The organism is Haladaptatus ordinarius, assembly GCF_054177595.1.
Genome location: NZ_JBPEHH010000098.1, coordinates 1 through 13,729, shown reverse-complemented (window position 1 = coordinate 13,729; position 13,729 = coordinate 1). Strand labels below are relative to the sequence as shown.

The window sequence follows — 13,729 nt, the reverse complement described above, 5'->3', positions numbered from 1 at the left end:
GCAGCCGTAAGAACAGTGTCTGGATGGTAGAGAAATCTCATAATCACCCATCCAGACGCTTCCTGAGAATCTAACCCCGTCAGTCGTGACTATCCACTGACTCGATGGGAAGTACCGATTGTAGATCTCGGCATCGACCGACAGTTCAACGTCTTCGCCCTGTGCGACTCGCGCCAACCGCGTCCCAATTTCTTTACTGACACCGAGTGCGGGAATGTCTCCAATCGGGGTATTTGACCGACCGACGCTACCTGTCGGCGGAAGACATCCCTCAACGTGGTTTCGGAAGACGAATCCGACGGCACCGTTCTCGACCGCGTGGTAGTACTTCTCGGTCCGATGGGGGAACCGGTCGTAGTGAGGCGGGGCGTTCGACGCAATCATGACGACCTTCCCCTCGATGTCGGCGTCCGCGAAGTCCTCTTCGACCCCGTAGCCGAGATCGACGAACTCCGCGGTTACCGCTTCGCTCGGGCTTCGGGGAAGGGCGATACAGTCGAACGATTCGCCTGAGCCTTGTCGGACGAGCGAACTCGTGCCACGAAGCCATCCTTGCAGGTCGAACGACTCCAGATGGGCATTTCGTGCACCGACTTCGGAAAGTTTCTCGCATGTGCGCTTGGCACCCTTGCGTTCGCCGTCGCTACCGGCCATCCGGTTTCCGATGTCGACAAGTGTTTCGAGGTGATTCCACCCCGCATCGCTCCGGAACGTTTTCCCGATCCAGTCTGCCATACGAGATCATACCAACCACTCGGCTTTGTTCTTGTTATTACGTAACACCTATTTCCGTACTAACAATCTATTTACCGTCTCCGACAAGCGTTATCAGGGATCACTATATGGACGAATCCATGCCACTTCCGGATGTCGAAAACATAACCGACGGCGTTGAGGTCATCGAGAATGTCTACGACCAACCGGCGGTAGACACACTTGAGGGACGGATCGGATTGCTCCTCCAAGGCGAGGACATGCAGAGTCACTTCATCGAGATGCCGGCCGGTCTCTACACGGCCGAACATGCACACGAGACGGAATCGATTATCATGACCCTGCGCGGCGAGTGGGTACTCTGTGCTCGTGGTGAGCGCAGACACATGACCGCCGATGACATCTTCTGGTTCGGCCCTGATGTCCCGACTGGATACGAAGTCCCATTCAACGACTCCGCGTTCATCCTCATTTTCAAGGGCCAGCGAACGAACCAATCGCCGACGGAGTTCGTCGAGTATCTGCAAGACAAAGTGAACCCTCTGCTCGAAGCAGAACGTAAGGAAGGCGAGCCGCTTTGGTTCGCTGATCTGCCCGACGACCATCCTGCTAAGGAGTTCGCGGCATCACTCGATGCACCGCACGCATGAAGGGAGCAGATCCGTACGAAGCGTTCCAAGAGCACGTAGAGAGGTTATTAAACGTGAGCCACGCATCGCGGATCCTCGACTGGGATCAACAAACCATGATGCCTGCTGGTGCCACCACCGCACGTTCCCGGCAACTCGCAGCGCTGTCCGGGGTCGAACACGACCTCTTAACATCTGAAAAGATGGGCCTGCTCCTCGACGAACTCGACAAAGAACACCTCGAACCGGTGGAGGCGGCGAACGTGCGGGAAATTCGCCGCAAGCACGATCGAGCAGCCCGTATCCCACTGGAACACATCGAACGATCAAGACAGGCAAGAAGTGATGCGTTCGAAGCTTGGCAGCAGGCGAAGTCACAAGCTGACTTCGCACGGTTCGCCCCAACGCTCGGAGAGCTGGTCGACCTCAAGCGAACGTACGCAGAGCACATCGATTCCTCTCGTGATCCATACCGCGTCCTCTTTGAGGAATACGAACCGTATCTCGACTACGATGCGGCGATGGAGACGCTCGAAACACTGAAAGAACGTCTTCCACCACTCGTTGCTGCCATTCAGCAGAGCGACGTCAAACTCGCCACGGACACATTTTACGGTGAGTTCGAGCCATCTACCCAGGAACGGATGACGAGAGACATTTTGGGCCTCCTCGGATATGACTGGGACCGTGGCCGTCTCGATACCGCACCGCATCCGTTCCAGCGTGGATCACAGTTCGATGCCCGCGTAACAACGCGTTTCAGCGGTGACGACTTACTCGATGGACTCACAAGTACGATCCATGAATTCGGACACGCCTGTTATGTGCTGGGGCTCCCCGATGAACACTACGGAACACCGGTTGGTGAGGCACGTGACATGACCATCCACGAGTCCCAATCCCGGTTCTGGGAGAATCACGTCGGCCGCTCCCGTGCATTCTGGCAGCGAGCGCTTCCGCGTCTGGCCGAAGCGTTCCCACACCTCTCATCGGTATCCGTGGATGCGGCCTACGAAGCAGCGAATCAAGTCCACGAGGACAACCTCATTCGCGTCGACGCGGACGAACTCACGTATCATCTCCATATCGTTCTCAGATTCGAGATTGAGCGCGCGCTCGTTCGCGGTGAAATGGACGTCGACGAGGTACCACAGGTGTGGAACGACAAGATGGTGGAGTATCTGGGTGTGCGCCCCGAAACAGATGCCGATGGGTGTCTTCAGGACGTTCACTGGAGCAACGCGACGTTCGGATACTTCCCGACGTATTCACTTGGGAGTGTCCTCGCAGCGCAGCTTCACGCGGCAGCCCAAGCCCAGCTGGGTGACCTCGATGGGGTGATCTCAGAGTCGGGTTTTGGGCGGATCAAATCGTGGCTTCGAGAGAACATTCATCGCCACGGGAAACGCTATCCGACCGATGAGTTGATCGAAGCGGCAACCGGTGAGCCGCTCAGTCCGACGTATTTCCTCGACTATCTCGATGACAAGTACAGCCGCCTGTACGACCTCTGAATCACTGTAGCAACATGAGTTTCACTCGGCCCACCGCGTCGAAATCACGGATCTGATAGACGAGTTGGCGAACACGCGCAGCGTCACCGGTACAGAACACCGTCTCGAGACACCACTCACCCTGATGGACGTGTGACGTCGTATGGATCACATCCTGGTAGACGTGTTGGATCGTGTGGATTTCCTCAATGACATTGTGATGTTCATAATCGAAGATAATGGCAGCGACGATATCGCCTTCTGCCTCTTCGAGGCAGGTGTGTCCTTCGATGTACTCCTGCATGGCCTCTCGAACCGCACGGGATCGTGAATCCAGTCCTTCGGCCATCCACGTTTCGTCAAACTCATCGAGAATGTCGTCGGGTATGTTGAGACTTGTTCGCATTATATGGAGGTTATTGGGTTTCGATCATAAATCCGGTTTCTGGTTGTTGAGTACTATCAGTCGAAGTGGAGGTATCGTTATCGATTCCACCCGAACAGTTGGTAGTCGTGATCCGGGACGTAGCGCCGGAAGAGGAGACTGTTCGTGAGAACAGAGACACTGGAGATGGCCATCGCACCGGCCGCCAGCATCGGCTGGAGTAATCCAAACGATGCCAGGGGAATCATCGCAGTGTTGTAGCCGAGCGCCCACACGAGGTTCTGTTTGATTTTCGAGATCGTCGCGTCGGAGATACGGATGGCCTTCACGACGTCTACGGGATCATCGCGCATCAGAGTCACGTCAGCGGCCTCGATAGTGACATCTGTGCCAGACCCAATGGCGGTGCCGACGTACGCCGCAGCGAGTGCAGGTGCGGTCGTTGATTCCGTCACCGACCATCATCGCGTGCCGTCCGTCCGACTGGATCGAGTCGACTGCATCGGACTTGTCCTCCGGGAGAACCTCCGCGCGAACGTTCTCTGGGCCAATTCCGACCTCGTCGGCGACTGCATGGGCGGTTCGCTCGTTGTCGCCGGTGATCATTAGAACCTCGACGCCTCGATCCTGAAGTGTCGACACCGCTTTCTTCGCACTATCTTTGATCGTGTCCGCGTTCGCGATGACGCCGATCAGTCGGTCATCGAGTGCAACGAGCATTGCCGTCTTTCCGTCCTCTTCGAGGCGCTCCATCGTCCCTTCGGCCGGCCCGGGATCGATCCCCGAATCACGCATGAGCTTGCGGTTCCCGATCAAGACCTCGCCCTCATCGAGGATCGCACGGATCCCGTGTCCCGGAACGTTCTCAAACGACACGGGTGAGTCGACATTGATATCCCGTGCTTCGGCGGCTTCGACGATGGCGTTGGCAAGTGGGTGTTCGCTTCCGCTCTCGGCACTGGCAGCGATCCGAAGGACGAAGGCGTCGTCTCGAGCGGATGCGGCGTCCAATTCTTGCTGTGTGACCGTCCCACCATCAGTGACCGTCGACTCGTCGAGAACGACAACGTCGGTGAGGCGCATCTCCCCTGTCGTGAGTGTGCCGGTCTTGTCGAAAATGACGCTGTCTGTGTTCTTGACGCGCTCAAGGATGTCGCCACCCTTGAACAGGACGCCGTTCTGTGCACCGATAGCCGTGCCGACCATTGTTGCAGCAGGGGTGGCGAGGCCGAGGGCGCACGGGCAGGCGATGAGCACCGCGCTGGCGAAGACGATGACTCCGAACTCAAACGTCGAGACGGTGCCGCCGGCAACCTGTGGTCCGCCCGCCACGAGACTCCAGAAGGGAAGACCGTTTACAAATCCGGCGAGTGCGTCCGGAAAGAGATACCAGACGGTGCCCCAGGAACAACGCGTTGATGATGACGGCGGGAACGAAGTACGCACTGATACGGTCGGCAACGTTCTGAATCTCAGGCTGACGACTCTGTGCCTCCTTGACCGTCTGGACGATCTGTTGAAGCGCAGTTTCGTCGCCGACCTTCGTGGCTTCGATGATGAGCACGCCGTTCTCGTTGTTGGTCGAGCCCACCACGTCGTCACCTCCGGTCTTCTCGACGGGCACCGATTCACCTGTGATCATCGACTCGTCAACCGCGCTCTCGCCCTCCACGACGACACCGTCGGTTGGGATCTTCTCACCTGGTCGCACCTTGAGTCGATCCCCGACCGTGACCTCGTCGAGAGACACGTCGCGTTCTTCGTCGTCCTCAACGAGTGTCGCGGTATCGGCTTCCATCTGGAGGAGCGCTTGGAGTGCCTCGCTCGCACGGCCCTTCGACCGAGCCTCGAGGTAATTGCCCAGCGTGATGAACACGAGGATGAGTGCTGCTGTGTCGAAGTAGAGACTTCCACTGATCAACCCAAGGAGGACGGCGACGCTGTAGAGATAGGCGGTAGACGGTCCGAGTGCGATGAGGACGTCCATGTTCGCGGTTCGGTTCTTGACGATGGCTTTGTACGCGTTTCGGTAGAAGACCCATCCGAGAACGGCCTGGACGGGAGTGGTGAGGAGGAACTCGACCCATCCAAACTCAACGCCGAAAACGAACTCCGGAAGAAGGTTGGGGGAGACGAGGAGGCGGATTGCCATGAATCCAAGCAGCGGCAAGGAGAGCGCCGCGCCGAATACTGTGAGGTGGAGTTGATGTCGGATCTCGGCTTTGCGTGCTACATCTCGTCGCTCTCGTTCCGATACGCCGTTATCATCGTCCTTGACAGGGGTGTATCCGGCGTCCTCGATGGTCTCGTACAACTGTGCGGTACTCGTCTCCGCCGGGTTGTATTCGACGGTCGCTTCGTCGGTCACGAAATTGGCAGTAGCTGCGGTTACACCGGGAACCGACCCGAGTGCCTTTTCGATACTCTTAGAACAGTTCACACAGCTCATTCCAGTCACACCGATGGAGATTGTCCGGCTGCGCGGTTCGTAACCGGCGTCTTTGATGACGGCATAGATCTCGGGTGTCGAGGTCTGCTCGGGATCGTACTCGACGTGCCCCTCGTCGGTCGCGAAGTTAACGTTCGCGGCTCGAACACCCTTAACCTCGTCGAGGGCCTTCGTCACCGCCTGTGAACAATTGGCGCAGCTCATTCCACCGATATCGAGCTGCATCCGTATCGTAGAACCCATAATCCAGTCGTACTAAGATATGGTCTCCATATTAATGTGGATTGTTACTATGAATCAAAGAAACGAAACGGGTCAAAGCTATGAATGAAAGGGAGAGCTTTACCGGTTACTGGCCAGTGCTATGCCGCTTCGTCGAACCGATCATAGCGTAACTCGAAGTTACCCTGGCAAGAAGTGCAACAGAAGTGGTACACTGACCCATCGAGCCGCGTCGTCACCCCTTCGCTCGTGACGCTGTTTCCACATTCGTCACAGGCGAGTGCGAACCGCGTTCCGTTCACCTGTGGCGCCCACGTCACTTTAGACAGTAGATCGACATCGAATTCCTGTATCACTGTTGGATCTACGACGTTTGCAAGGAATCCCCGAATATCGGCATCTTTGACGTGCGCTTGAAATACGATACGGGAGTCTGCTGTTGTGAACAAGTGTTCGACGACATCCGTGGCTTCGAGATCAGCTGAAACCGACTCGAGTGCTGTCGATTCAATACAGAGATCAACCAAAACAGGGATTCCCTCTTCGAGTTTTAGTCGGTCAACATCGACAGTGAATTGGCGGATAATACCTTCGTCTTCGAGGCGGTCAATGCGGTCGGATACAGTTGGGGCGGAGAGATCAACCATGTCCGCGATGCTACTGTATGGACGGCGAGAATCTTCGATCAGCAACCGGAGAATCTCCAGATCAATCTCGTCGAGTTCACGCATTCACATTCCAGTACACATGCTGAATACTAATACCTAGTTGAGAATGTGGCTAATATTCTAAATCTACGCTCTGGTTTAGTAGCGATATCGAAAGAGTAATTGGCTAAAGGTAGGCCTGAGTAGGGAGTAGCATGGCAACCACCATTACCGTCGAGGGAATGAGTTGTGGCGGCTGTGAACAGACCGTTGAAGAGGCACTTCTTGATGTCGACGGCGTAACTACCGTTGAGGTTGATCGTTCAACTGAAAGCGCAACAATTGAAGGAAACACAGATGCAGATTCCTTAGTAACCGCTGTAGAAGATGCAGGTTACTCTGCATCAGCGTAGATTACGTCTAGCATCGCATTAATTATCATTCGTTTCTAACTTCACTAACAGCAGTTCGTTATGTACAGCTCCAAGAAAGCTATAAACATTATCCCACGATCTCTTCTAAGCGTGCTCACGCTTTCGTACCCGCGAATTATTTCGATATCGATGAAACGTAATAACGGAATCTAATTATAAGTATCTGATTGATACCTTTCCTATGGGTGTTCTCTCTCAGAGTCGCTGGTGGGATTCAGCGCGGGGAAGTGTTCTAAAATACTATCTCTACAAATCGACCAAGGCAGTCGAGTTCTATCGGCCGATCATGTATCTCTTCTTTCTCGCGCAGGGACTCAACTTCACGCAGATCGCCATCCTTGAGGCACTGTACAACCTGACAACCCTGTTCGGAGAGATTCCGACTGGGTATATCGGTGACCGCGTCGGGCGTCGGATGAGCCTGCTTATCGGAACCGTCTTGATCTCCGTGACGCTCCTCGGCATCGGTCTCGCCGGGTCGTTTCTTACGTTGGCGGTTCTCTATGTCCTCTGGTCCGCGGGATACAATTTCCGGTCGGGTAGTGAAGATGCGTGGCTCTACGATACGCTCACCGACGATCTTTCCGAAAACGAATTCGCCCACGTTCGCGGACGTGGCGAATCTGCCGCGCTCGCAGTCGGTGCTGGTGCAGCCATCGTTGGGGGCTATCTCGGTAGTATCGACCTCTCGTACCCGTGGTTCGTGGCGGCCGCCGTCACTGGACTCGGTGCCGTGGTACTGCTCACGATGGACGAGCCAGAGACATACAAAAAGACCGATACTGACGAGTTGAGTATGCGTCAAACTGTTGGAATCGTCAAAGACGCGCTCTCACGGCGGAATCTCCGATCGTTCATCCTCTACTACTACGTCCTGTACGCTGCCGTCACATACCTCATCTTCGTATTCCTTCAGCCAATCTTCCGGACCGTCGTCGTGGATCTCGGTGTATCCCAGTCACAGGTCGAATCGCTACTGGGGTGGTTCTACGCCGGGTACAGCCTCTTCGGGGCCGTACTCAGCTATTATACTGGTGCAATTAAGGAGCATATTGGTGTCCGGACGTGGTTCCTCGTTCTGCCATTCATCGTTGGCGCAGCATTGGTCGGGATGTATTTCGTTCCAATCTTGGCGTTCCCAACGTTCATGGTCGCCCGAGGGCTGTCGGATGTGACGCGGTCGTTCGCCGGTCAATACGTCAACGACCAGATTGGCACCCTTGGTCGGGCGACCGTGCTGAGTGCAATGGCGATGGTTAGCGGCTTGGCCGTTGTTCCGTTCCAACTCGGGAGTGGCGCTATCTCCGATTATGTATCACCGTTGTTCGCGCTGGCTGTTGGCGGCGTGGTCCTCGTTATCGGCTCCGGGGCAATCCTGCTGTGGGAGGTGCCGGTCTCAGATAACGCTTCGAGCTCGACGGGCCAAAGTACATAGCGTCGTCTCCAGTGAACGAGAACGGATTCCAGCACCGGTGTACGGATAGCTGACACGCCGTGCTTTGCGGTACATCACAACAGGCCGGAAGTGGGTAGATATGTCAGTCGGCCGTCTGTGAATGTTCGTCGTGACCGCTTTCGTCGCCGACTGATTCCGAGCGGCGCAGCTAGTAGCGGAACAAGAAAAACACGGTCGCCAGCACGTTTAGAACCATCTTGTAGCTCATCTCTATTTTCACCTCTGCGATCTGCACGCTCGAGGCGGGTCCGTCACCGACATAGCGGAATCGACATCGACGCAACTCCGGGGGATGGACGAGTGGGGATGTGCAGAGTGGCCTAAAGGAGGCGACGATGGGAACGACACGACTCAAGGAAAATCTCATCAATCCGCTACTCGGTGACGAGTACGAGTACATTGTAGTCGACTGTCCAGCGAATCGCGGGAAATTGAACGACAATGCCATGTACGCAACAGGGAACATCATCATCCCTCTTCGTGCAGAGAGCGGCTACGAAAGCGGACTGTCCAGTACCGTTCAACGGCTTGTGCAAGAAGCACGTCAGTACTTCGAATTAAACATCCTCGCGATCACACCCACAGACTTACAAGATCGTATCGACCAGGACACGCGCGACCGTTCGCTCCTCAAGGAGATCAACAGTCGGGATGGTGTTTCGAAGCTCGTGCCGAACTATGCACGAGTGACCGACGATGATTGGGAAGCGATCGACAAAGGGAAGCAAAACGGGAATTTGCCCGGGATTCGACATCGGGCAGCGATCGACCGCGCGCACGATGAAGGCGTCCCTCTTCGAGACTACGATGAGACCTGCGACCAGCTCGAAGCCTACGACGAACTCGCTCAAATCGTCGAGCGCGGGGAGGTGGTACACGAATGACGACATTTGACGATCTTGAAAACGCAATCAACGAGGAAGCAGAAAAGACACCAACTTCGGACAGTTCGCCCGATCCTGGCGAATCGCAAACATCGAGCGAATCGCACGAATCTCAAACAGCAGAAGAGTCAAAAGATCCACGAAAGACGCCTGCATTCGGGTTTTCCCCAGATCTGCGACGGAGTATCTACGTACGCGAAGAATCGTGGCAGGAGTTTGAGGATGCACGTGATTTAGAGATGACGCGAGAGTTGCGAGATGCAGGCGTTCGGAACCACGAGAGTCGTGAGGTCCACGATGCGATGGTTCGGTTAGCGGCGGGAAATCCCGAAGAGATGGCACAGTTAATCCTTGACGCACGCGGTGTCGACGAAGAACAATAGCTAAGGGAGTGCTTCAGCACATTCCAGAAGATCGGCCTCAGTCTGCCAGATACACAGACGGCCTGCATCGTTTAGCATGTCAAAGATCGCAGTCTGCATTCCACTATATGGCTTCTCGAGATCGACGTTCGTATCGACTTCCTCAGAATCTAGATTGGAATATTCACGCTTGAAAACGTGTGTCTTTATAAAGTAAGTCTCCAGAGCAGTGAAGTATCCCTGCTCAACGAGAAAACCGCCACGGTCGTGCTCGGTCACACCCACGAGATAATCAGTGTAATCCGCAAGAAGTCGGAATTTGACGTAGGTGTTGACCCATTCGCTTCGGATATCCACCATGAGAAACGCATAGGTATCTGCCCGCCGGTTAAGTCGGTCTTTGACTAGCTGAAGCCGGTATATCTCCGGTCGACCATAGCTTCCGAGAACGAAGTAGGCAGACTCGTTTGTGAAAATGGGTGAGAGTTCCGCAACGCTGTGTTTGAGATCTTCATATTCCTGCGGGGTGAGCGATGTGCCGTGGAGATGTTCCTCAGCTTTCTCGGCAAGATCTTCCAACGTTGGTTCGTCTGTGCTCATTATTTTTGTGTTCTCAATCGCCGAGCATCAATGTAGCGACTTCATCAGTGACCACATCGTTTTAGACCGATTCGTATTTTGGCGAAACGCTTTTGCACGCACTACTCGAAGAAACAAGTATGAGTACGTCTGGCCACAAATCATCCGACCTCGACAACGTTCGCAAGCGGTTGAACGTTGTCACCCAGGAAACGCGGTTTTCACTCATTCAAGACATACTCGGACACCCATCACAGCTTCCAACGCTGAAAGAACTGGACTACGTAAATCCGAGCAAGAGCCAGACGACGATCCGTCAGCACCTCCAGCAACTCGTTGATGTGGGAATCGTCGAAGAGATGTTTCTCCCTGACGAGCAACGGCAGAATGATCTCCCATACAAGTTCTACGGACTCAGTGACGAGGGACGAGCGTTTCTCGACGAACACGGGTTACTGCGTGCCGAAGAAACGTTGCAGACAATCTATGCTCGTGTAGAGAAATCTGACGCGATCGAACGGTATCAGGCTGCACCTCGCCCTGAGCACTGACCTACTTCTAGTGAATTTTCGAAGCTGTAGCGACGAATTGCTGCCAAAAATTGTGGGCTGAAAAGTACCTGAAAGCAGCCATCCTGGAGAAAAAGTCAGCGTCCCACCAGGCTAACAATCTGCTGGCGCATTTGAGTGTCAATCGGGATTCGAGAACACTGATCATCAAGTCCGATCGACTGAAGTAGAAGACTTGCTTCATCTAATAGGGAAAGTTCTAGATACGTTCCTTCACGGTATCCATCACTCGTCCGGTTCATATCGATGATTTTCAGCGTTTCATATTCTCGAAGTTGATCCGTGATGCGCTTCTGGCCAAGGACATTCGTGCCGATTGATTCAGCAAATTTACGGTAGACACGGTACATTTCGGTCGCCTTGAAATGGGATTGATTTGTGAATTCGTCCATGGCGGCGAGTGCGGCAATTGCGATCTTTGCTTGCGTTGGACAGCCCCGGATCAAATCTTGGACGCGTGTGACCTCAGCATCGTTGTTCGCAGCTCGGACGTGTTCTTCACGAACCTGATCGACATCGGCATCACGAGCGACTTCGCCAGCAAGTCGAAAGAGATCGAGTGCACGTCGTGCATCCCCGTGTTCCTGTGCAGAAAATGCAGAGCACAACGGAATCACGTCCTCCGAAAGGACGCCTTCGTGATAGGCGTCGCGACGCCGGTCTAGAATATCGCCCAGTTGATTTGCATCATAGGCTGGGAAGACGATCTCATCTGGAGCAAAGGAACTCTCGACACGGGTGTCCAATCGATCACCGTATTTGAGATCGTTGCTGATACCCACGACAGTGATGCTAGCATCAACGTCATTCTCCTCACCAGCTCGAGAGAGTTGCATGAGAAGTTTACTATCGTCGGCTTCCTCTGGCGGGATATTCCGGGCGTCATCGGGCGGTGCAAGTCGATCAATCTCGTCGAGAACGACAATAATCGCGTCGTAGAGTTTGTCGATGACCATCCATAAGCGGTCGTAGTACGCTCCCGTCGCGATTCCAGAATGAGGAATCGTAATCCCCGTTTTCTGCGGGTCATTCAGACTTTTCGAGAGATGGATGACGGTTTGAACTTCTGAGCGGCGTTGTGCACAATCGATGATCGCACGGCCGATTCGGACATCATTCTCTGCACCACGTTCTTCGACTTCACGACTCACGTACCGAGTAACAAGCGTCTTTCCGGAACCTGATTTGCCGAGAAGGAGTGTCCCCTTTCCAGACCCTCCAGTGATCGTTGGTTTGAGTCGCCGAGCGACGGTTTCAATCTGGTCGTTTCGACCGACGATTTTGTCATGCTCGGGAATGTGGTCGATACGAAGCAAATCTTCGTTGGCGAAAATGGGATCGTCCTCGTCAAGTACGGAAAGAGGATCGTCGCGAGCCTTAGAGCGAGAATGGGCAACAGCCCCATGCTCGGCAGCATAATCGCCGAGTGTTTTCACCTGTGCTGTGCCTGAATCCATACACCGGATTTCAAATGAATTCACCTTAGTTCTTTCGCCAGTCACGTCAGTTTCGTTGATTCGTGTCGAGAGCAGGCCTCTGTGATTAGCCGTCTCAGACATTGGATAAAGAAATAGTCAGACGGTCGGATGACACCGGATTTCAAATGAATTCATTATAAAAGAGACGGGATGAGAGATGTCGGCCACCCCTTGGCCACACCACATTTCAAATGAATTCTCGGGGGTGTAGCAAGACAGGGAATACTCGACACCCCCACACCAGATTTCAAATGAAATCCATTCCAAGAGAAAGGGCGGTTCCAAAGAGGACAGAGAAAACGTGAGGATTTGAAGGGAGGATTCACGTAATGAAACGGTTGTTCTCGACGAATTTCCGAGAATTGAGTTCATTTGGAGAACAGCATCTCTAAACGCGTTATTATATATATTACTATAGCAGTAAGATAGTAGTAGTAGAGTGTGTGTAAGAAACTCGATTTTTAGAGGTAGAGCCGATCTAAAAAGAGACCGATTCCAACGAGTACCCCATTTATATAATGGAATCTGAACCGCCGTTTTGATCATAAGTACTCCTCTTCTCCATCGTGTTCCAATGAACAACACCGGGTTTCAAATGATTACCCCGAGATAACGCTTCTAGCGCCCGTTTAACAGGTGCTCTGATAATCCTCTCTTTCTTTCCCTTGCTGTGTCCCTGCCTGAATCGTGTCTGGATTCATTTGAAATCCGGTGTGGGGGTGTTTTCTCGAGTTTGACTATTGTTGCTAATCTGATTGACTGGCTGCATCTGTCCATTCGTTAGTATGCCATACTAACCTACGACGCAACCTCTTTCACACCTGCTCTCGCCGAATCGTCGCTATATCTGCTGCCACTCGTTCGGATCCCTCTGCTGCAATTACGAGCATATTCGGCACTGGTGTACAGGGCGTTCGGTCACCAACGTGAAATCCTGCATCTGCAGCACCGGGGAGTTGCACTTGATAGCCATTGCCTGCGATTTGCAGTGAGGCGTTTGCAACACGATGGATCGAGACGGTGTCTAAAGCAGCTGACGTTGCGAGTTTGACGATATTCTCATCAGTGATGCGGTCGAGGTCGATGACGAGGAGGAGACCGTCAAATGCGAATACGCGGATGTCTGCGAGACGAGTGGGTTCGTCGTCGGTCTCTTCAACGAGCCTAGCGGCTCGGGCAGGCTTTGTGACCTGGAGAGCAAAGCCATCGCCGGACCGTTTGATTTTGTTGGGCATTGGTGGTTAGTATGGGATACTAACCTAAGGGTGTTCGCGTCGTCAGTCCAGTTCTCGATGCAGTAGGGCGGTGGTCATTCGTATTCGGTTAAGAGGCTAAATCGCAAGCCGACGGCTACCTGAACTCGTAGAGCGAAGGGGAGGTTGTATGAGACTCTCCCCGGATGCAATTACATCGCTGCTGACTTCGCTC

The 13,729-nt window shown here is 53.9% G+C and carries 12 protein-coding genes and 2 pseudogenes; 7 read left to right on the top strand and 7 right to left on the bottom strand.

All coding sequences use genetic code 11. From position 1 onward, the window contains the following. Positions 1-735: PA domain-containing protein (locus tag ACR3FF_RS22100; RefSeq protein WP_458190312.1), on the bottom strand; the 735-nt coding region annotated here is incomplete at its 3' end. A gap of 119 nt (positions 736-854) precedes the next feature. Here ACR3FF_RS22100 and ACR3FF_RS22095 point away from each other — a divergent pair. After that, entirely contained in the window at positions 855-1,364 is a 510-nt protein-coding gene (locus tag ACR3FF_RS22095) for a cupin domain-containing protein (RefSeq protein WP_458190311.1), read from the top strand. After that, positions 1,361-2,857, top strand: coding sequence for a carboxypeptidase M32 (locus ACR3FF_RS22090; protein WP_458190310.1), 1,497 nt, complete (start codon positions 1,361-1,363; stop codon positions 2,855-2,857). Before ACR3FF_RS22095 ends, ACR3FF_RS22090 begins: the two co-directional genes overlap by 4 nt. A 1-nt stretch (position 2,858) precedes the next feature. Here the strand turns inward: ACR3FF_RS22090 and ACR3FF_RS22085 are convergent, their stop codons facing one another. The 3 genes and pseudogenes from ACR3FF_RS22085 to ACR3FF_RS22075 all read right to left on the bottom strand — a co-directional run bounded on the left by ACR3FF_RS22085 (position 2,859) and on the right by ACR3FF_RS22075 (position 6,623). After that, positions 2,859-3,242: a CopG family ribbon-helix-helix protein gene (locus ACR3FF_RS22085; protein WP_458190309.1), complete on the bottom strand. Its 384-nt coding sequence runs from the start codon at positions 3,240-3,242 to the stop codon at positions 2,859-2,861. A 77-nt stretch (positions 3,243-3,319) separates the two neighbouring features. Further along, a pseudogene (locus ACR3FF_RS22080) lies at positions 3,320-5,913 on the bottom strand (heavy metal translocating P-type ATPase). 119 nt (positions 5,914-6,032) lie between these two features. Further along, entirely contained in the window at positions 6,033-6,623 is a 591-nt protein-coding gene (locus tag ACR3FF_RS22075; RefSeq protein WP_458190308.1) for a winged helix-turn-helix transcriptional regulator, read from the bottom strand. 131 nt (positions 6,624-6,754) lie between these two features. Between ACR3FF_RS22075 and ACR3FF_RS22070 the strand changes: the two genes are divergently transcribed. From ACR3FF_RS22070 to ACR3FF_RS22055, 4 genes and pseudogenes are all read left to right on the top strand, one after another. After that, positions 6,755-6,952 (top strand): heavy-metal-associated domain-containing protein, encoded by a 198-nt coding sequence (locus tag ACR3FF_RS22070; protein ID WP_458190307.1) that lies wholly within the window; start codon positions 6,755-6,757, stop codon positions 6,950-6,952. 202 nt (positions 6,953-7,154) lie between these two features. Then, positions 7,155-8,408, top strand: coding sequence for an MFS transporter (locus ACR3FF_RS22065; RefSeq protein WP_458190306.1), 1,254 nt, complete (start codon positions 7,155-7,157; stop codon positions 8,406-8,408). A gap of 326 nt (positions 8,409-8,734) precedes the next feature. Next, a pseudogene (locus ACR3FF_RS22060) lies at positions 8,735-9,313 on the top strand (ParA family protein); the annotation flags it as partial. Beyond that, on the top strand, positions 9,310-9,696 hold the full coding sequence (locus ACR3FF_RS22055; protein WP_458190305.1) for a DUF7970 domain-containing protein: 387 nt from the start codon (positions 9,310-9,312) through the stop codon (positions 9,694-9,696). The pseudogene ACR3FF_RS22060 and the gene ACR3FF_RS22055, both read left to right, overlap by 4 nt. Here ACR3FF_RS22055 and ACR3FF_RS22050 read toward each other — a convergent pair whose 3' ends face one another. After that, positions 9,697-10,275 (bottom strand): DUF8170 family protein, encoded by a 579-nt coding sequence (locus tag ACR3FF_RS22050; protein WP_458190304.1) that lies wholly within the window; start codon positions 10,273-10,275, stop codon positions 9,697-9,699. Positions 10,276-10,394: 119 nt separating this feature from the next. Between ACR3FF_RS22050 and ACR3FF_RS22045 the strand changes: the two genes are divergently transcribed. Continuing rightward, positions 10,395-10,805, top strand: a complete 411-nt coding sequence (locus tag ACR3FF_RS22045; RefSeq protein ID WP_458190303.1) for a helix-turn-helix domain-containing protein — start codon at positions 10,395-10,397, stop codon at positions 10,803-10,805. 95 nt (positions 10,806-10,900) lie between these two features. Here the strand turns inward: ACR3FF_RS22045 and ACR3FF_RS22040 are convergent, their stop codons facing one another. Together ACR3FF_RS22040 and ACR3FF_RS22035 are read right to left on the bottom strand one after the other, a co-directional pair. Further along, positions 10,901-12,280 carry a Cdc6/Cdc18 family protein gene (locus ACR3FF_RS22040; protein ID WP_458190302.1) on the bottom strand — a complete coding sequence of 460 codons (1,380 nt, stop codon included), beginning with the start codon at positions 12,278-12,280 and terminating at the stop codon, positions 10,901-10,903. Between the two features lie 836 nt (positions 12,281-13,116). Beyond that, complete coding sequence (locus ACR3FF_RS22035; RefSeq protein ID WP_458190301.1) at positions 13,117-13,536, bottom strand: hypothetical protein; 420 nt, start codon at positions 13,534-13,536, stop codon at positions 13,117-13,119. Positions 13,537-13,729 lie beyond the last annotated feature (193 nt).

Bases quoted from the DNA above. Each gene is read 5' to 3' on its own strand.
- ACR3FF_RS22095 (WP_458190311.1), top strand. From the start codon at position 855: ATGCCACTTCCGGATGTCGAAAACATAACCGACGGCGTTGAGGTCATC.
- ACR3FF_RS22090 (WP_458190310.1), top strand. From the start codon at position 1,361: ATGAAGGGAGCAGATCCGTACGAAGCGTTCCAAGAGCACGTAGAGAGG.
- ACR3FF_RS22085 (WP_458190309.1), bottom strand. From the start codon at position 3,242: ATGCGAACAAGTCTCAACATACCCGACGACATTCTCGATGAGTTTGAC.
- ACR3FF_RS22075 (WP_458190308.1), bottom strand. From the start codon at position 6,623: ATGCGTGAACTCGACGAGATTGATCTGGAGATTCTCCGGTTGCTGATC.
- ACR3FF_RS22070 (WP_458190307.1), top strand. From the start codon at position 6,755: ATGGCAACCACCATTACCGTCGAGGGAATGAGTTGTGGCGGCTGTGAA.
- ACR3FF_RS22065 (WP_458190306.1), top strand. From the start codon at position 7,155: ATGGGTGTTCTCTCTCAGAGTCGCTGGTGGGATTCAGCGCGGGGAAGT.
- ACR3FF_RS22055 (WP_458190305.1), top strand. From the start codon at position 9,310: ATGACGACATTTGACGATCTTGAAAACGCAATCAACGAGGAAGCAGAA.
- ACR3FF_RS22050 (WP_458190304.1), bottom strand. From the start codon at position 10,275: ATGAGCACAGACGAACCAACGTTGGAAGATCTTGCCGAGAAAGCTGAG.
- ACR3FF_RS22045 (WP_458190303.1), top strand. From the start codon at position 10,395: ATGAGTACGTCTGGCCACAAATCATCCGACCTCGACAACGTTCGCAAG.
- ACR3FF_RS22040 (WP_458190302.1), bottom strand. From the start codon at position 12,280: ATGGATTCAGGCACAGCACAGGTGAAAACACTCGGCGATTATGCTGCC.
- ACR3FF_RS22035 (WP_458190301.1), bottom strand. From the start codon at position 13,536: ATGCCCAACAAAATCAAACGGTCCGGCGATGGCTTTGCTCTCCAGGTC.